The sequence below is a fragment of the Paenibacillus physcomitrellae genome (assembly GCF_002240225.1).
Lineage (GTDB): Bacteria > Bacillota > Bacilli > Paenibacillales > Paenibacillaceae > Fontibacillus > Fontibacillus physcomitrellae.
Map to the genome: position 1 here is coordinate 3,192,034 of NZ_CP022584.1, position 19,549 is coordinate 3,211,582.

Below are 19,549 nucleotides of genomic sequence, written 5' to 3' on the forward strand. Positions count from 1 at the left end.
TCAGACAACTTTTTTAAGGGCCGCAGCTTTGTACTGAACGGGCGTCATGTAACCTAGTGAACCATGAACCCGGTGTTTGTTAAACCAGTTCACATAATCATATAATTCTACCTTTAGATGGTGGAGACTCTGGAACGTCATCTGGTTAATGAACTCGGTTTTCATGACTTTGTACGTCGCTTCAGCAACGGAATTGTCGTAAGGACAGCCCTTCATGCTTAGCGAACGGCCAATGTTAAAAGTCTTTAACAACGCATCAATACTCTGGTTTTTAAACTCACTTCCCCGGTCCGTGTGGAACCACTGAATGTTGCTTAAGTCGCCTTCTACTGTAGCAAAGGCACGGGAAATTAGAGCAGCGTCCTTATGTGGACCTGCACTGTGACCAATGATTTCTCTGTTAAATAAGTCAATCAATACGCAAATGTAATGCCACTTATGCTGGACTTTCACATACGTCAGATCGCTAACGACAAAGCGTTTCACTTCCGTTTGGTTGAACTCGCGTTTCAATACATTGGCTGTGTTTGCATCGTTACAAGCCGTTCTCTGCGGCTTATACTGGGCAATGGTGTACGTGGACACAAGACCTTGCTCTTTCATAATCCGCCCAATTCGGCGCCTGGAAACCGTGTATCCTTGCTCCTGAAGTTTCGTTTTAATCTTCCGTGTCCCGTAGGCTTGGCGGTTGCTTTGAAAGATCTCGACAATAGCCACCGTAAGGATACTTTCATCTTCGTTTTCTTTCTCACTCGCTTCATAATAAAAAGTGCTTTTCGCGATTTGTAGGACTTTGCACATTGCTGATACCGAGTATTTATCACTATTTTGTTTAATGATCCTTACTTTCGTCCCATGATCAGCGCGGCTTGCTTTAAAATGTCATTCTCCATTTCAAGTCGTTGCACTCGCTTACGAAGAGCGATAAGTTCATTCTCTTCAGCACTTCTATTGTCTTTTTCAGAAAACGAGCCTGAGGTCTGAGCTTGTTTGATCCAGCGATCGAGCGCGGAGGGACTAAGCTCATATTCTTTTACGGGTGGCAGCTCTTGATTTCCCGTTTTCATATAACTGGACCATTTGTCTCTTAAATTCTGCTGTAAATGTACGTCTTTCTCTTGGCATAGTAGATCCGCTCCTCGTTGTAATGATTTCATTCTACTAGCCCCTAATTTTTATGTCCAACTAAGTGTAGCCGATCCATACTCCAGGAACCTAAGAATCATCGTCTTTTCTTGGTACGTAAGCCAAAGCGTGCCTAATTCTGATGAGCTTAATGGGTTGTTTGGTTTCAAAATGGTATCCCCCTTCAAAGTAATCGGTTGTACTTATATTGCACCCCCTCTGCATTTACATACCGAGTACTTATTTAAGAAGGCTGTCATCTTATTGTTCAGGGAAATCGTCGTTGTGATTGATGGCGGAGAAAACTATAGTAAACGGCATTCTGGAACGACTCGAAGGCGAGGAAGAGAAAAGTGTTGTCCATTTACAAAAGGACTTAGGCATACAGCGAACAGGCTTGAAAAAAATGTTAGAGAAGCAACGAATGCAGGAGGATGCGTATTATGCGAAAGAACTGGCAGCATCTGTTTACAATCGGTTATCTGGGACGTTGGAAAGCAAACAATTCAGCATATTGAACGAGAGATAGAAAAGCTGCAAACTACTGTTTTATTCGACAAAGAACCCATCTTGAAGGCACTTATGAGCTTTGATGAAACTGTATGAGGGAGCGATGAATGAGGAAAAAAGAACCTTGCTCCCGGCATTTTTGTGCAAGATGTTTGTCGAAATTTAGGTCTACTTCGTCTTTTGTGCTATTATTAGAATAGCTAATAATAACATGGAGATGTGATTTAATTGTCTTTAAATAGAAAAATTTTAAGTATTACAATTGTCTTAATTGTTACTATTGAAGCAGTAATGTACCTAAATTTTCATTTTAGGGAGATATTAATTTTGCTTTACCTTCTTCCCTTTACATTTTTAATTCCTGTTTATACAGCCTGTACTAATATTAAAAGGTTATCAATGAAGAATGAAAATTCGGAGAAATATAGGTTAAACTTAGAAAAGCGAATTCAACTATTAGAAGCGGAAGCGGAGAAATTTCAAAATACGGAAACCGAGTTTAAAAAGCTAATTGGCGATGTTAATGTATTTGTTTTCTCATTTACCATTTCGAACAATATATGGTTTATGGGTGGAAATTTCCAAGGACTTAAATATTTTGGTATGCAGGATTTTCAAAATGGGATAAGAATAATAGAAGAGAATATTCACCCGGAGGATAAAGAATATTTTTTGAAAATGAAAAATCAATGGCTATCTGGAACTCCAACTATATTGGAGTTTAGAATTGAAAATGAAGGCCAAGTCCGTTGGAATGAATTGCGAACAAATTCGATTTTAAACTCGTCTGAAGAAGTTGAAAGAATCCATGGTATGATTTTTGATGTAACGGAACGAAAAGAAAAAGAGGAAAAATATGCACAACTGGCTTTCTATGATGCTTTAACAGAATTGCCCAATCGGAGGATGCTGGAAAATCATTTTAAAAAGGCATTTTCTCGTGCTATACGAAAAGAACATGAAGTCACGATTATGTTTATTGATTTAGACGGATTTAAAGATGTTAATGACTCTTACGGACATGATATTGGAGATGCTCTTCTTAAGCAAGTCGCTAATAGATTAAATGAAAATATTCGTGATGAAGACTTTATCTCGCGTATCGGTGGCGATGAATTTATCATCGTGTTTGAAGAAACAAGTAAAGAAGAGATAACCTTAATTGCTGATCGAATATTACAACGTATTTCTTTGCCTTTCATTATCTCAGGTCAGCATGTATCCGTAACACCTAGTATTGGAATTTCAAGTTATCCAGAAGATGGGGATAACCTTGAATCGATTATCAATTATGCTGATAAAGCGATGTACGCAGCTAAGGTTCAAGGGAAAAAGAATTATAAATTTTATACTCCTGACCTTGAAAACTACCAACCAAAAGAATCCTTGATTGACCAGTTTTTTAAGTGGTTTCAAAAAGCGAAAATAAATTAATCTAAAGGTTAGTGAACAACCTCAATATTCCCTAACCCGCTTTAGAAGAAACGCCCTCTGGGCGTTTTTTTTAAATAAAGCTTTATTATTTATGTATTGGGAATTTTGCGATGTTACTTAATCATCATCAATTGCCTCTTTCTGTGGAAGGTCACTCCTCTTTAGACTAGCTGTACACCATTTCGTGCTCTTAGCGATTTACATGGAGCTTCCAATATTTCTCTGCAGAAAAATGAGTGCCTGGAGCTACGGATCCTGCGGTGAGGAGCCGCCTGGGCGCAGATTGACGGGGCGACACATGTGGATTTTTGTAGGTACATTCTCTATGAATGATGTTATTATTTAGATAATTAACTTACTTTTTGTGCGCTTGTAGATGGGGGTTTGGGACATCATGAGGGGAACTCTCCGGTTCAGTTCTCGTACGTTCATTTATTCTATTGCTGCTGCCGTTGTTGGTCTGCTTGCAAGCTTTGCGGTCTTCTCTGCGTCGGATTCCTCAAAGCTGCAAAGTGAAGAGGGCATTCTGGATTTAACACAGGTGCATGTCAGTAAGAGTCCGGTAAAATTAGAAGGGGAGTGGGCGTTCTACTGGCAAGAGCTGCTGTCACCTGAGGACATTCAGAATCGTTTAGCAAGGGATAGGAATAATGATCGCTGGATCAGCATCCCAGGCTCCTGGTTAGGCTATAAGTTAGATGGTCAGAAGCTGAAAGGTACAGGCTTCTCAACATTTCGGTTGGTCATTAAGCTTAGCGAGCAGGATCGAAATGAGCGTCTTGCTCTCCGGCTTCCGACTATTTTTCATGCATATAAATTGTGGGTGAATGGCGAGCTGCTGGCAGAAGTCGGTGTCGTAGGTCAAGACAAGAGCAGCGTGACCCCCCAACTGGCAACGAAGATGGTGTTCTTCCAGCCTGCGAATGACACTGTAGAACTGGTAATGCAAGTAGCGAACTTCCATCATAAGCGAGGCGGCATCACCAAGGTTATCGAGTTGGGCGGCAGTGATGTGTTAACGGTCAGGACCCATCTGAACATCGCTGGTGAAATGTTCGTGACCGCAAGCCTGCTGGTGATTGGCATCTATCACCTGATGCTGTTCGTACTACGACGCAAAGACAAGTCTCCCTTGTATTTTGGGTTGTTTACCTTATTGTTCGGCATCCGATCCTTGCTGGTCGGCGACCACTTTCTTACCCAATTGTGGCCGTCGTTTCCATGGGAAATCCAATTCAAAATGGAGTACCTGACCCTTTGCAGCGGTGGGTTTATTATCACTATGTACTCGAATTGCATTTTTCCGAATTCCGTGTCGCGATGGTTTCGTCTTGGTTCGCAAATCGTAACTGGTGCACTCTGTCTAGTTGTTCTGGCATCTCCTGCACTTTTTTATACCCAATTATTAACGGTGATCGGTGTGGTCGTTGTTCTGCACATGCTGTATCTGATGGTTGGGCTGGTCCAATCGGCGGTACGGCATATGGAGGGAGCGCTGTTTTTCCTATTGGTATCGATGGTTGCTTTGGTTACGGTCATCAATGATTTTCTATATTTTAATGAATGGTCACCCATCGGGAATACTTCTCCGCTTGGCCTGTTGGTGTTTACGATCGCACAGATGATGCTGCTTTCTTCCAGATTTACGAGGTCTGCAGCGAACGAGGAGAGGATGGTACGCGAACTGCAGGACGCTAACAACAAGCTGGCCGATATGAATATGAATTTGGAACGGACCGTGCACGAACGCACACAGGCCTTATCCGCAGCTCATGATGATCTCCGCACTTCGTATGACAGAGTGCTTCATTCCGAGCAAGGGAGGAAGAAGCTCCTTGCCTATATTACGCATGATCTGCGTATGCCGCTGTCCAGCATGCTCGGCTATGTAGAAGCTGTGCAGGACAGGGTCAAACCGGAACGCGACGAACAGTACTTGAAGTATATCCGGGATAACACGATAAGAATTAACCGCATGATTGAGGAGTTGTCCTTCTTGTCACATTTGGAGACGGGACAAGTTTCGTACCGAATGAAGGCGGTTGATGTGACTCACTTCTTGCGTAGTTTTTTTGAGCAATATGAGCTGGTTGTGCGTGACGCAGGTCTGGATTTCACGCTGGATATCGGAGATGCGGAAGATAAACAACCTGTCTTGCCTGTTGTTAAGATGGATACGCAAAGATTAGAGCAAGCATTGTTCAATCTGGTGTCGAATGCAATGAAGTTCACTCCCAGAGGTGGGATGGTGCGTATTGCGCTAGCTGTGAAAGAGGTGGATGATATCCGTTATGCAATCATTAGTGTACAAGACACTGGAATGGGTATTCCGCCAGAGCAGCTTGAGCAAATCTTCAATCGCAATTACAGGTATGAGCGACCGGGCATGGAAAATGGAGTAGAGGGAAGCGGGCTCGGTCTGGCGATTTGCAGGGAAATCGTCCAAGCGCATGGAGGAACGATACGAGCGGAGAGCGATGGCAAGACGGGGGCGATATTCTATGTATCGTTTCCTTGTACTGCAGAAGAAGGAAGGTGACGGTGAGATGGACACGCATAAAATTATGATCGTCGATGATGATCCCCATATATGCGAGATTGTTCAGGCATATTGTGAGCGGGAGGGCTACATAGTCACCTACAGTCATAGCGGGGCAGAAGCGATGAAACTGCTTATATCGTTCAAACCAGATTTAATTGTACTGGATGTATTGCTAGCTAATGATAACGGCATGGATTGGTGCAGGAACGCACGCAGCTACACGAACGCGCCGATCCTTTTCTTGAGCAGCCGTGAGGAAGATGAGGTGAAAATCAGAGCATTGTCCGATGGCGGCGACGATTATGTTACCAAACCGTTCAGTCCGGGCGTACTCATGGCCAAGATCAAGGCGCACCTTCGCCGAGTGTCGACGGGCAGAAAGGGACAACTGTTGGAATTACCAGGTTTGACACTTGATTTCTACGCCCAGTCAGTCACCATGGGGAGTGAAACGATCTTTTTATCGAAAAGAGAGTTCAGTCTACTATCCTATATGGCACAAAACGTAAACTGTGTCGTTAGTGTAGATGCGTTGTTTCAGCTCATCTGGGGAATGGAAAGTGTGGAGGATACGAGAACGGTCGCTGTACACATCAGTAATTTACGCAAAAAAATCGAGGCTGACCCTGCCCATCCTGAAAGAATTGTTACGATTCGAGGGGCGGGATATATGCTGGTTGCCAGAAATACATTGCAGCAAGTGCGAACATAGTGTTAAGGTCAGTAGTGTGACCAAGACTGCAGCTCTACCACAACACACTACAGCCACAGTCATCCTAATTAAACCTAAAGATTCATTTCTTTAATAAATAGCGGCGTAGGGGATCACCTCCCTTACGCCGCTATTTTTCCAGAGTATATTATTTTTTCGCTCGAGAGCTGTCTTAAACTTAAGGTTGAATAGGCAAACTCTTGGCTTCCTCATTGTTTCCATGTACGCGAACAAGAAACGTCGGGAACTGCTCCTTCGTCACCTTATCAGCAAGATTCAACTTCGCCTTGCCATAGTCATCGGTAATCCCTAATGCTTTGATCGTCTCGATGTACGGCAAAGCATATCCATTTCCAAGGACAGCTTTCGTTTGTTCCTCTCGAAGTTTGATAAATGATGTTCGAGTTCTCCAATTTTATCATAGTAGATTAGTCTATCTATGAAACTTAAAGTTTTCTTTATAATTCAACCGTATTTATATCAACGATGATAGCATAGAAGGAAAATAAATGAACTAAATTTACATAATTACTGTCGTAATTTGATCGTCACGAAGGGGAGGTTAAACATAACTGCAGGGCTGTAGCTTCTTTGGCATTGGAATGAGAGAGTTAGTATGGCTATAAAAGAGGATCATAACTGTTACTAGAAAAGGATGAAAGAGTATGAAGCAGGTAATAAAACGTGGATGGAAGTTAAAATCGCGAATTCTGTCGTTGATGCTTGTTATCAGCATGGTAGTAAGCTTGCTGCCAATGAACTTACTGCCGGTGCAGCAGGCAACAGCGGCCGAACCAAGTGGATTTCAAGATGTTAGTCCAACGGACTGGTTCTACGATGCAGTCATCTATGTCCATAAGAATGAAATATTCAACGGAACGGGCGATGACACCTTCTTACCTCAGGGAACGATGACGCGTGCCATGTATGTGACGGCGCTCGGACGAATGGCGGGCCTGGATGTAAGCAAGTATTCCGAGTCGACCTTTGCCGATGTGCAAGCGGGAATTTGGTATGCGCCATATGTAGCGTGGGCGGTTAAGAAAGGGATTACCGTCGGCACGGATAAGCAGAATTTTTCTCCAGATGCAACTGTATCCAGGGAGCAGATGGTAACGATGACTTTGCGGTATTTTGAAAGTTATCAGATTCCCTATCAAACAAGTAATCTCATAGCCACGGAGCCAGCCGACCTCGCGAATATCTCTCCGTGGGCAGTTGACTCTGTCGTCAAGCTGTGGCAAGCAGGCTTGTTTGTCGGGGATAAAAATGGTAATTTCAACCCTCATGCTCAAGCGACTCGTGCGGAAGCTGCTGTTACCTTCATGCGTAGCAACGCGGTTGTGAAGGCGTGGCAAAATCAGAATCAAGAGACGTTGACACCTACACCTGAACCCAGCAGCGACAACGGTGATAACAGCAGTGGCAATAGTGCTGGAAACAGCGGCAGCAATAGTGGCGGAAATAGTGGCGGCAATAGCGGTGGCAATAGCAATACTGAGTACGTGCTTACGTTCGAGAGCAATGGAGGCACAGTAGTAACTGGCCAGTTGGTGAAACATGGCTCCAAGGCTGCGATGCCTGAAGCGCCGACAAAGGCAGGTTACACGTTCGGTGGCTGGTATAGCAACAGCAGCTTGACAATTCCCTACGATTTCACGACAGCAGTGACTGGTAATATCACGTTGTATGCAAAGTGGACGATTGGCAAAAAAAATAGTTATACGGTGAGCTTTGACAGTAACGGCGGGTCGACGGTCGCTGATCAGACGGTGGAAGAAGGGGAAGCGCTGAGTAAGCTGCCTGCTCCAGCAAAAGAAGGGCAGATTTTCCAAGGGTGGTTCAGGGACAGCGAGCTATCGCTTATTTTCGCGGAGGGCACTGCCGTTACTGCGGACACGAAGCTGTATGCAAAGTATATAGATAACGTGAACAACGCGGTACAGCGTGTTCCTAGCTACTCGGTGCTGAATGTCGCACAGGACTTCACAATCGCCGTCATCGATGCGACCGGCACTCTGACGGCATCCGAAGTACAAGCGGGGATGACGTTCAAGGACACTGCGAATCCGGATTCTGCGGGAATTACGGTCACCGGTTCAGACGGACTCTTCACGGTAGCGTCCGCAACCGGTCGGTTCGAGGAAGGCAACACGTATCAGCTTACGTTGACAGACGATAAGCTGTCCTTCCAGGGTCAAGACGCAACGACGAGCATCTGCGTGTTCAGCGTCGCCAAACAAGAAGTTATGAACGTTCCGCTGAATCCGAACCTGATCTATCTGGCCTTCTCGGAAGTCACGGATATGATGCTGAACGGCGCGGACGCAGGTTCGCCCGCGATTCCGGTGGTCACGACGACGATGGGCGACAGCGATACCGATCTTGCCGCAGCGAATGCGAGCAGCGGAACGTTCACGTACACCGGAAGCGCCGCGATTCAAGTGGGAGATACCGTCGCCATCTATGAAGGGGTTCGCCCCGATCTGCGCACGGTAGACACAACCGGCGTCGACGACGGCGATGTCGCCTATATCCAGATTACGGCGATTAACGGCAACGTCTACACTTATGATCACGCAGATGCCAAGCAAGTGCTGTTCAAGCCGGATGTGCTGCCTGTGAGCGTAGAAGCGGATGAGGATGAGGATCCGGATAATCATTCCATCACGGTAGCGCATGCCGCGATGAACTATAGCGACGGTCAGTATGCGCCGCTTGGCTTGAGCGAGCTTACGACCGTCGATGTGGGCGACTTTATCGCTTTCTATGAAGGGGAATTAGCCGAAGACAACGAAGCGCTCGGCGTCATCGGTTATGGGCGTATTATGTCGATTACGCCTGACGCGGAGAGGGACGTCATTACGTATGAAGATGCCACAGAAGAAGAGATCAGGCATATCTTCGACGTCTATCAGCAGCAAGCGATTGATGGCGATACGCTGCTGTCGGAGGAGGAGACCGCGAGGCTCGAGGACCAGATCGAGCAGGAAGCGGTAGCCAGCGGATTCGTCGATAAAGCCGCGAACTATTTGTCTACTCTAGCTACGCAGACGGACGCCTTCAAGACACAGGTGGAGGTGAAGGCGCTATCGTTCCCAAGCGGCGTGGGCGAAGTCAGCGTGGAGAATCTAACCGTCGTCGCATCGCTGGGCACGGGAGTGAAGAATATTGCCGGACAAACATCCGGAGTAAGCGCTACACTTCAAGTAGGAGCCGATATTGTCATTCGTACCCATGAAGAAAGCGACCTCGTCATCCATATGACCGGCACGTTCCTTCAGGAGATCAGCTTAAATCTCAGCGTTAATGGGGCGACGGAATGGGGAGAGGCGTGTGCTTGGTTCCTCTGCGTGCCCTACCCGAACGATTATCGTGTCACCGCCGATTTGGATGCCTTTACGTATACCGGGATCAACATCACAGCAGAGATTGCTACCGTTGAACATGATAAGCTGCAAGATGCGCTGGATGACTGGCTGGGAGCGAAGAACGCCGGCCGACTGGGCAAGGTGCTGGACATCGCGACAGAGGTTCAAGCGTTAATCAACGGTGTGCAAGATACCGAAGTAGACACGGCGGCACTGAAGGCACAGTATAAAGAGATGATGGAGAACGAGACGGATTGGGTTCCGTTAATTAAGAAGAAACTGTTCGAGAATAGCGTGCGCGTTGTCTTCGGTATTATTGAAGTCAACTTTACGGCAGAGTTCGTTGTCAGCACCAATGTGAATCTGTCGATCGGAGCCGATTTCAACTATACGACGGCCAAGCGCTACTCAGCTACCGTCTATGTGCTTGGTCTCAGAGGCACAAGTGACACGGTACCCTTGCCGGGTGACGGCAATTACCAGTTTACGTTCTATGTGATGGGGACGCTCGGATTGCGGGCGGGCATTCACCTGGAGCTGAAAGCAGGAGTTGGAAGCGTCAAGCTGAATAGCATTGGGATTGCGGTTGAACCCGGCGCTTATGTGAACTTGTGGGGATATTTTTACTATCAACTAAAAAATGTAAGTGATGTGCGGACCACCCGGTCTTTAGGCGCGCTGATCGTAGAGATGGGCATCTACTTGGAAAGCGCAGTAGGCGCCCAATTGGGCGACGGATTGCTCTCGGCCAGCGTGCCAATCTACGAGAACACATGGCCGTTGTACACGGTAGGGGAGCAGAAGAATGTCGATGACTTCGCCTATCCGCAGGATGAGTCGCTCAGCTTGAACTTGGCGGGCTCCGTTTCTTCCATTCCTGTGCCGGAGAAGCTGCTCACGATGAGCAGGTTTGATTTGAAGACAGGCGACACGGACACCCAGGCGTTTGACCGTTCGAGGTTCGATATACAAGTGGACAATCCAAATTTTAAGTATAATTCGAATACCGGAAAGATCGAAGTGGTGGACAAGAGCATTCAAGTGAGTGAGGGCAACCTGGTCATCACCTGGAAGGGGGCGCCGCTGTCATTCACATCTGAGCCGCTCAAGCGTACGATTCCGTTGATTTGGCTTGCCAGAGAAGGGGACTATACGTTGCAGCTGGATCCGAAGAACGGCGATACGACCCAGATTGTTGCTGCCCCGTATAACGCGGCGATCAGCGTGCAAACCCCGGCATATGCGGGATACACGTTTGAAGGCTGGTATACGGCTGCTTCAGGCGGTACGAAGACGACAATTCCGAGCCGTATGCCAGCGGAGGATCTCACGCTATACGCGCAGTGGATTGCGAACACGAATACGCCTTATACGGTTCAGCATTATTTGATAGACCCGAACACCCGAACATCGACTTCTCCTGTATATACGGAAACGAAGACCGGCACAACCGGCGCGGAGATTCGGATAACCTCGGACAAGTACAGTAATCAAGGTTATACGGACGGTACGGTAAACGGCGTGTTTATTAAGGGCGACGGCTCGACGGTCGTCAAGCTGTATTATTATCCGAAGAATCGCACGATGACTTTCGATTTCGGCTATACGGGCGCTCCCGGTAGCACGGTAACGGAACCATTCGGCAAGAACATCGCCGCTCGCATACCGATGCCGACAAGACCGGGATACACGTTCGCCGGTTGGTCGCCGGAAATTCCGGATACGATGCCGGCTTCTGACACCTTCTATACCGCGAAGTGGGCGGCGAAAGAAGACACGCCGTACCAGGTCGTATATTTGCTGCAAAATATCGGAAGCGACACGTATACGGTTGCGGATACGGAATCGTATCGCGGGACAACCGATATCGAGGCGAGCCTGACGAATCCGACCAGAACGTATGAGGGCTTTACGTTTAATGCCAGCGTTCCAGGAACGGTGCTGGCGGCTCCGATCTCAGGCAAAGGCACAACGGTGCTGAAGCTGTACTACAAGCGCAATAGCTACGCCATGACGGTCAATTACAATGGCTCCGGCGATGCGACCAAGGTCGTTAACGTGCCGTTCGGGGCGACGACAGGGCTATACCTCGGCTCTCCGACCTGGCAGGGTCATGCATTCACGGGATGGTCGCCGGACCCGCTGGCCACGATGCCCGCGCACGATGTCGAGTATACCGCCCAGTGGACGCTGAACAGCTACACGGTGAGCTTCAACAGCAACGGCGGATCGCCGGTAGCTGACCAGACGGTAGGTTATGGCTCCCAGGCAAGCGAACCGGATGAGCCGACGAAGGACGGCCTCGTGTTCGGCGGCTGGTATACCGACAGCGGCTTCAATACGGCCTACGACTTCACGACAGCGGTAGTCACGTCCGATGTGACGTTGTATGCGAAGTGGCTGCACAGCTACACGGTCACTTTCGACAGTAACGAAGGGTCGGCGGTGGTCGCCCAGCAGGTGAATGAAGGTGACAAGGCTGCGCCACCTGCCGCGCCGACGAAGGAGGGCTTTGTATTCAGCGGTTGGTACAGCGACAGCGACTTGACTAGGTCTTATGACTTCGAGACCGAGAGAGTGACGGCTAACCTGACCTTGTATGCAAAATGGACAGAGGCTCCAAAAACCAACTACACGGTGAGCTTCATTAGCAACGGCGGCACGGAAATTGATGCTCAGATAGTGGCAGAAGGCGCCGTGGCAACGGCGGCCGCACCAACGCGTGAAGGCCATACGTTTGCTGGTTGGTACAGAGACAGCGGCTTGACGAGCAGCTTCAGCTTCACGACACCGATAACGGAGAACATCACGCTGTATGCGAATTGGACGTTGAACAGCTACACGGTAAGCTTCGATAGCAACGAGGGACAGACATCGACGGTGAGCAGTCAGACGGTGGATTACGGCGGCACGGCTACGATCCCTGATCAACCGACGCGGGCAGGTTATGTGTTCAAAGGCTGGTACAAAATAGATACCAACGGGACGAATGCCTACGATTTCACGTCAGCGGTGACGGCTAACCTCACGCTCTATGCGAAGTGGACGGAGGTCTACACGGTAAGCTTCGAGAGTAATGGCGGCACGCCGGTGGCTAGTCAAACAGTGGAAGTTAACGGCATAGTTGAGGAGCCTGCCGTACCGATGAAGAGCGGTTACACGTTCGGCGGGTGGTACAGCGACAGCAGCTTTACGAACGGCTACAACTTCGCAACGCAGGTGACGGCTAACCTCACGTTATATGCTCAGTGGACATCGAACAGCTACACGGTAAACTTTGAGAGCAACGGCGGACCAGAGGTGCCGAGCCAGACGGTAAGTGCTGGTGGCAGGGCGGTGACGCCTTCCGTACCAACGTGGCCGGGTTATACGTTCGATGGCTGGTACAACGACCTCGACTGGACGAATGCCTTCGATTTCACGACAGCGGTGACAGCAGATATTACGCTGTACGCGAAGTGGACGGTGTCGGCATGGCGGCAAGTGGGTGACGCGATGGACAAGGATTATTGGATAAGACTCGTATTCGACAGTCAAGGCACTCCTTATGCTTCTGCTGGGGGCTTATACGTTAAGAAATACGAGCAGGGTGCATGGCGGACGATTGGCGACTATGACAATTTGGGTTACGGGAGCCGTCTAAAGCTTGCGATAGATCGTCATGACGTTCCCTATATAGTATATTACAGAAATCGCACCGATGAGTTGGCCGAAGGGACAGTTGTGTATAAATATAACAGTACCACTTCCGCTTGGGAGCCTGTAGGCGATATTCTACCCTATGACGGTAACGACAATTTCATTGAATTCGACAGCAAGAACACTCCGTATGTGGTTCTTGACAGCCTCTTGTCTGACCGCGTAAATGTAGTGAAATTTAATGGCACCCAGTGGGTAGATGTAAGCGGGGGCGAGGAGTTAAACGAATTTGGCGATAATTCAAGCATCGCGTTTGACGAATACGATACTCCTTATTTATTTTACAGTTATCAGGGCGACGACGGTTCTAAGTGGACTTTGAAGAAGTACGAGGGGAACGCATGGCAGACGATCGGCTCAGAGATTATAAGCGACAACGCATCGTTTGCAATTGCTCCTGACGGCGTGCCCTATGTGGTTTACAAGGATAGGGGCGAGTCATGGGATGCGGTGACCAACTTTACGGTGAAGAGATATGATAAAAACTCTTCTTCCTGGCAGACTGTCGGTAATTCCGCATTCGCCACAGGTCCGTTCTTCGGGATCGGGATCGACTTCGACAGCAAGGGCACCTCTTATGTCGCGTATCAGGATGCTACCAAGGGCAACAAGGTGAGCGTAGTCAAATACGAGGGCGATTGGAGCTATGTGAGTAATGGCGGTTTCTCTGCGGGCGAAGCCAGCTTGATAAAGCTTGCGATCGACGACAACGACAATATTTATGTCATCTATGTAGATAACAGCAACGGAGAAAAAGTGACCGTGATGAAGTACGATCCGGAGGGGCAGCTAGCCACTCCATATCTGTCGCCGGCTTCCTTTAACGAACCTTCACTCGAAATGTCTCTTGCGCCGGAAAGCGTCTTTGGGCTCAATCCGCTTGCAAGCAATCCCGATGTGACGATCACGGGTTCGGAAAACGCGCCGTCGGGCTATGAATACAACACCCGGAGCATCCTGGACCTTATCCAAATCAAACGGGACGAAACGGTTTTGGACATCCGGTTTAATACCGAAAACAAGGTCTTCTCCGTCATTGACCCGGAAACCGACGCAGAGGTCGCCACACTCACTTTGGATACGACGTCGGATCTCGTCAGTTTTGAAGAAGGCAGCAGCGGTATCGTCGTCCATCCTTCCGAGGGATTGGCGGAAACTGCAACCGACTCTCTGCTCTTTAAGCTTTGGGTCAATGACAGTAAAGTCGATCAGGCGGAATTGCCATTCCATGTGGATGGGACGAATCCGACCGTAACCAGCAGCACTTACCATGAAGACGGCACGATCTCCCTGAGCTTCAGCGAGGATCTGTCCGTTGCTCTCGAGCCAGGTGGAATCACGCTCGATTATTCGGCCAGCGGCGATTTCACCGATGAGGATACGGTACACTTAAATTCCCTACATTATTCCGTGTCGATGATAAGCCGCCGGGAATTCAAGATTGAGCTAAATCCCGAAACGGCTGAATATCTTAAGCCCGAAAGCCCCGGAAAATTCCGTATCGTCGCGCTTGGCTTTCGGGATTTTGCCGGGAACTCCGTGAAACTGCCAGAGGGTGGCATCATCATTGATGTCCCGGGGGAAATCCTTTAAGCGCGGAAATCAGATTAACAACGGTCCGAATATCGAATTTCTTTCGAAAAGAATGCTTATTTGAAAAGATCGCCGACCCCGCTTTGTAAAGGGGTTTCGGTGATCTTTTCTCGTCCGGTCAAAAGAGAAAACCGGGCACGCTGGTCAAACACGTCGTTTTGTCCGTAGCCCGCGCGTTGAGCCGAAGCCGTTCGCGCCTGGAAATTGAGCGCAACGATACCGTCGGCATAAAGCCGCCATATCTCATTTTATCGAACCACGTCCCCAACTGGGACGGCACTACCGAACCGATCGTTTTCTCGACGGCGATGCATTTCCATTCTCATTTATAAATACGAATTGCTCGCCAAAGTGGACTTTCATATATTCAATTACATCAGTCTGGTGCAGTTGTCCTGCGGTTTCAAGCGGGTGATGTACACGGCTGCTGTAGTTCTGCTGTTTGCAGGACTCTTTCTGGCGGCTCATGACGGCGATCCGGACGGATAAGTGTTTCTGTGGGATGCCGAATTTTTGGAGCGCAAGCGCTGATCGTTGATCATAAGACCATTCAAAAAATGAGTATGCGAAAATTCAGACAGATGATCTACGCCAGTCATTTCGATAAAGACTACTTAGAAATTGAGCAAAAGAAAAAGTCAGTTGAAATGCAAATCGAATCAGCCCTGAAAGATATGGATTTCGAACTTGCAAAAGGATTGGTCGACGAGCTGGAAGGATTGATCAAGCAGCTGTCTGCGCTCTAGCATGTGCTACAAGCTTAGACGTTCAAGGGTAAAACAGTCGAATATTCGAAGAGAGGGACTCCGCTTCAAGCGAAGCTCCTCTTTTTTTCTTAGCCTACATGCACCACTGCCCGAGCTTCTACCCACTGTTCCGGAAATGCCAGGTAAGTCACCCCGATCGTGCTGCCCTTCAAATCTTCTACAGCGTATCTTGCGTCTCATGTGTTAAAGTAGAATCTTTTCCCTTCCTTCCAAGGCTTTTCGCTCGACCCACGCAACCACTTCTTTAGGGCTATTTCCTAATTACAGCTTGTCTCCCGAAGTCAAATACCCGAAAGCTCTTGAAGAGATCTATGCTACGACAGCTGCTGTTCTATCCGGTTACCGATGGGGGATGGATAGTGATTCGTATCATGAATTCGTCGAAGGATACTTCCTTCGCCGTGACAGGATGGCATCGTTCTGGGAACAGTAACCGGAAGAATTAAATGAAATCTATACTTCTCCTCTGAGAGCTTCCATTGACCAGCGCGATCTTCCTCCAGTTCTCATCATTACGGCGGAAGCCGACGTTCTTCGAGATGAAGGCGAGGCCTATGGGGATAAGCTTCGGGAGGCTGGTGTGGAGTTCACAAAGGTGCGTTATCAAGGAAGCATTCATGCTTTCGTCGTGTTGAATGCTTTGGCAGATATGTGGCCGCCCGCGTTGCGACTGTCATTAGCCAGCGCTTGGCTGAAAGATGGATTTCAACAATGGATTATGGAGAGAAAGGTATTCTCAGCTATCTGAGATGATAAACCCAACATAGAATGCCAAAAGCCGGGTGGCCTTATCTGGCGAATCCCGGTTTTTGAGTTGCTTAAATCGTCATTTAATTAATGGGGTAACTTTAAAATTAGCCGTTAGACCCGTTAAGCTGAACCGTATCACCGCTGATGGTAAAGCAGAGGGTCGAGTTGAAGGTGGAGGCAGGGATGCTCAATTCGCATATAGCGTAAACGCTCTGCACATGGGGAGTCGATTGTTTGTTACTCGTAAAAAAATTAACAACATCAAAGGATTCTATTAGCTCAAGCAAAGCTGCTTGAGTTTTTTTTAGGTGGATATATTTACAATTCATGGATGCTAGGTTATCCTAAAAGTATTAGATCTTAAGACCCGGAACATCGATATAAGACAGAACTGAATTACAAATTTGTTAATTGATTTTGTAGTATATAGTGTCAAAGGAGGAGGAAATTTGTTTAACGGATTTAACCTAATAACAGATGAAAAATTTCTTTCATATAAAGAACGTGGATACGCTATTTATAATGGTCATAGACAAAGTGTAGAGAATGAATTAAATAAATTTATTCTTGATGATGGTAGTATAAATGGATCAGAATTACAAGAGGACTGGTTCCCTCAAATCAATGCAGATATTTTTATCTCTCATTCTCATGCTGATGAAGAAAAAGCAATCGCTTTGGCTGGATGGCTAAACTATGCTTTCGGATTGAGTGTTTTTATTGATTCTTGTGTATGGGGCTATGCTGATGATCTTCTGAAAAAAATAGACGACAAATTTTGTAGAAATCCTGATGGATCCACATATAGTTACGAAAAACGAAATAATTCAACTAGTCACGTACATATGATGCTATCAACTGCATTAATAATGATGATGGATAAAACAGAATGTATAGTATTTCTAAATACTCCAAACTCTATTGATTCGACTGATATAATTAATAGGACAAAATCGCCTTGGATTTATTATGAGATAGGCGTAACTCGATCAGTAAGAAGGAAGATACCTGAAAGACCTACAGGTATCATTAAGAAGGGGCTATTTGAGAATGCCCAGGCACTCACCATTAAATATAAAGTAGACTTGAATCACTTGCGTGAAATCAAGCAAAGTGATCTTGAATATTGGGAAAGGGATTATATTCGTAATAAAGAAATGCATCCGTTAGATCTTTTATATGGGAAGCACAACCTCATTGAATATTTAAGATAGTCTATTACTCCAAGGGAGTTGTGGGAATCATGCCAAAAAGAATATTTATTAGTTTTGCTATTGAAGATAAAAATCTAAGGGATTTCTTAGTGGGTCAGGCTAGGAATGAACACTCACCATTTGAGTTTGTAGATATGTCCGTAAAAGAACCGTGGGATTCCGCTTGGAAAACAAAATGCAGAACTAAAATAAAAGGATGCGATGGTGTTTTGGCTATCGTCACCAAGAACACCAAAAAAGCGGATGGACAACTATGGGAAATTAAATGTGCAAAAGAAGAATATATCCCTACAAGAGGGATATGGGGAAGCCAAGACAATCGTCCAGCAACACTTCCAAGTGAGTTTGATGGTGTAAGAGTTGTGAACTGGACTTGGAGTAACATTACAAACTGGATAAATACATTATAAGGCAGGTGCTTATATTTGAGAAAGGCACTAGTTATAGGGATCAATAACTACCCATCTTCACCTCTACATGGTTGCATTAATGATGCTTCTTCTTTCGCTAGCATTATTGAAGCTAACGGCGACGGATCTCCAAATTTCGATGTGAAGATAGTTACGGATGTTCAGACCAAATCAAATTTAAAAGGGCTAATAATAGATTTGTTTAAAGGTGATAGCGAGACAGCTTTATTTTATTTTTCAGGACACGGTTATATAGATGATATTGGTGGATATATTGTAACACCGGATTTTTCAACCAATGATTACGGGGTTTCTATGGATGAAATACTTTCCATAGCAAATGATTCGAAATGTAAAAATAGGATTATTATTCTGGATTGTTGTCATTCCGGAGCCTTTGGTTCTCCTAAAATAAATGGAGGGACAAAAACACAAATTGTTGAAGGAGTATCAATTTTAACTGCGAGCAAAGATAACGAACCTTCATTAGAGGTTAATGGGCACGGTGTATTCACGAATTTATTGTTGGATGCGCTACAAGGGGGGGCTGCTGATTTAAGAGGGCATATCACACCTGGGAGTGTTTATGCCTATATTGACCAAGCATTGGGAGAGTGGGATCAAAGACCTGTTTTTAAAACAAACATATCCCGTTTCACATCTTTACGGAGCGTTAGTCCACAGGTCCCGATTGGGATTCTTAGGAAACTGGTAAACTACTTCCCTACTCCTGAACAGCAATTCGCTTTAGATCCTTCTTTTGAAGTTACGAATGCCACAAACATTGAGCATAAAGTCATAGAACCTTATGCAGATCAAAATAATGTAACGACATTTAAAGAACTTCAGAAACTTGAAAGTGTTGGTTTAGTTGTTCCGGTGGGGGAAGAACACATGTATTTTGCAGCAATGAATTCGAGAGCCTGTAAACTCACTGCTTTAGGGTATCATTACTGGAGACTTGTAAAGGACAAGAGAATCTGATGTTTTAGAGGTGCAGATTTGATCTCGATATTTCTTAGTTACCCACAACCACATAAGAAAGAGCAACAAGAGTTTATTAACGGTATTATTGAACACCTTAAAGTTAAAGATATAACTCCTAGGACACTGGGGGTTACTGATTATGACAATAATGCACCATTAGCAGCGATAAGAAGACTTATGCTAGAGTCGGATGGTTTTATTACTGTAGCTTTTAGGAGAACCTTTATAAATAATGGAACAGGAAGAATGGAAGCAGATATAGAAGGAGTTGTATCAAAAGGTTTATCTGGAGAATGGCTTACAAGTCCTTTTTGTCAGATTGAAACGGCTAAGGCTTTTCAATTGGGACTACCTATTTAACATTAATTGAAAAGGGAGTTATAGCTGAAGGGATCTTAGAAAAAGGGGTAGTTGGGCTATACTTACCAGAATTCG

Annotated in this window: 10 protein-coding genes and 4 pseudogenes; 11 read left to right on the forward strand and 3 right to left on the reverse strand. The window is 46.4% G+C overall.

The features are described from left to right. Positions 1–1,125 (reverse strand): annotated as a pseudogene (locus CBE73_RS14525) (IS3 family transposase). A gap of 129 nt (positions 1,126–1,254) precedes the next feature. Here CBE73_RS14525 and CBE73_RS21955 point away from each other — a divergent pair. From CBE73_RS21955 to CBE73_RS14545, 4 genes are all read left to right on the forward strand, one after another. Continuing rightward, entirely contained in the window at positions 1,255–1,731 is a 477-nt protein-coding gene (locus CBE73_RS21955; RefSeq protein WP_174704733.1) for a hypothetical protein, read from the forward strand. 132 nt (positions 1,732–1,863) lie between these two features. Continuing rightward, positions 1,864–3,069: a sensor domain-containing diguanylate cyclase gene (locus tag CBE73_RS14535; RefSeq protein WP_094094814.1), complete on the forward strand. Its 1,206-nt coding sequence runs from the start codon at positions 1,864–1,866 to the stop codon at positions 3,067–3,069. Between the two features lie 394 nt (positions 3,070–3,463). Next, entirely contained in the window at positions 3,464–5,608 is a 2,145-nt protein-coding gene (locus CBE73_RS14540; protein ID WP_094094815.1) for a sensor histidine kinase, read from the forward strand. Further along, the gene (locus CBE73_RS14545) at positions 5,571–6,323 is read left to right on the forward strand and encodes a response regulator transcription factor (RefSeq protein WP_229752613.1); all 753 of its coding nucleotides are present in this window, start codon (positions 5,571–5,573) and stop codon (positions 6,321–6,323) included. The genes CBE73_RS14540 and CBE73_RS14545 overlap by 38 nt, the downstream gene beginning before the upstream one ends. A 178-nt stretch (positions 6,324–6,501) precedes the next feature. On the opposite strand, the gene CBE73_RS22185 is transcribed toward CBE73_RS14545, so the two are convergent. After that, positions 6,502–6,663 (reverse strand): hypothetical protein, encoded by a 162-nt coding sequence (locus tag CBE73_RS22185; protein WP_174704734.1) that lies wholly within the window; start codon positions 6,661–6,663, stop codon positions 6,502–6,504. A 325-nt stretch (positions 6,664–6,988) separates the two neighbouring features. On the opposite strand from CBE73_RS22185, the gene CBE73_RS14550 reads away from it, so the two are divergent. Then, entirely contained in the window at positions 6,989–14,986 is a 7,998-nt protein-coding gene (locus CBE73_RS14550; protein ID WP_094094816.1) for an InlB B-repeat-containing protein, read from the forward strand. 294 nt (positions 14,987–15,280) lie between these two features. On the opposite strand, the pseudogene CBE73_RS22685 reads toward CBE73_RS14550, so the two are convergent. Then, a pseudogene (locus tag CBE73_RS22685) lies at positions 15,281–15,382 on the reverse strand (DUF6953 family protein); the annotation flags it as partial. A gap of 131 nt (positions 15,383–15,513) precedes the next feature. Here CBE73_RS22685 and CBE73_RS14560 point away from each other — a divergent pair. The 6 genes and pseudogenes from CBE73_RS14560 to CBE73_RS22285 form a co-directional block, all read left to right on the forward strand. Beyond that, positions 15,514–15,732, forward strand: a pseudogene (locus CBE73_RS14560) (ABC transporter ATP-binding protein); the annotation flags it as partial. 271 nt (positions 15,733–16,003) lie between these two features. Continuing rightward, positions 16,004–16,501 (forward strand): annotated as a pseudogene (locus tag CBE73_RS22690) (alpha/beta hydrolase fold domain-containing protein); the annotation flags it as partial. Between the two features lie 451 nt (positions 16,502–16,952). Continuing rightward, positions 16,953–17,717, forward strand: coding sequence for a toll/interleukin-1 receptor domain-containing protein (locus CBE73_RS14570; RefSeq protein ID WP_094094818.1), 765 nt, complete (start codon positions 16,953–16,955; stop codon positions 17,715–17,717). Between the two features lie 29 nt (positions 17,718–17,746). Next, on the forward strand, positions 17,747–18,127 hold the full coding sequence (locus CBE73_RS14575) for a hypothetical protein (RefSeq protein ID WP_094094819.1): 381 nt from the start codon (positions 17,747–17,749) through the stop codon (positions 18,125–18,127). Between the two features lie 15 nt (positions 18,128–18,142). Further along, positions 18,143–19,111, forward strand: coding sequence for a caspase family protein (locus CBE73_RS14580; RefSeq protein ID WP_094094820.1), 969 nt, complete (start codon positions 18,143–18,145; stop codon positions 19,109–19,111). A gap of 18 nt (positions 19,112–19,129) precedes the next feature. Continuing rightward, the gene (locus CBE73_RS22285; RefSeq protein WP_217349718.1) at positions 19,130–19,474 is read left to right on the forward strand and encodes a hypothetical protein; all 345 of its coding nucleotides are present in this window, start codon (positions 19,130–19,132) and stop codon (positions 19,472–19,474) included. Positions 19,475–19,549 lie beyond the last annotated feature (75 nt).

What these genes read in the sequence shown, in the direction of transcription:
- CBE73_RS14540 (WP_094094815.1), top strand. Translation starts at nt 3,464, where the DNA reads ATGAGGGGAACTCTCCGGTTCAGTTCTCGTACGTTCATTTATTCTATT.
- CBE73_RS14545 (WP_229752613.1), top strand. Translation starts at nt 5,571, where the DNA reads ATGTATCGTTTCCTTGTACTGCAGAAGAAGGAAGGTGACGGTGAGATG.
- CBE73_RS14550 (WP_094094816.1), top strand. Translation starts at nt 6,989, where the DNA reads ATGAAGCAGGTAATAAAACGTGGATGGAAGTTAAAATCGCGAATTCTG.
- CBE73_RS14575 (WP_094094819.1), top strand. Translation starts at nt 17,747, where the DNA reads ATGCCAAAAAGAATATTTATTAGTTTTGCTATTGAAGATAAAAATCTA.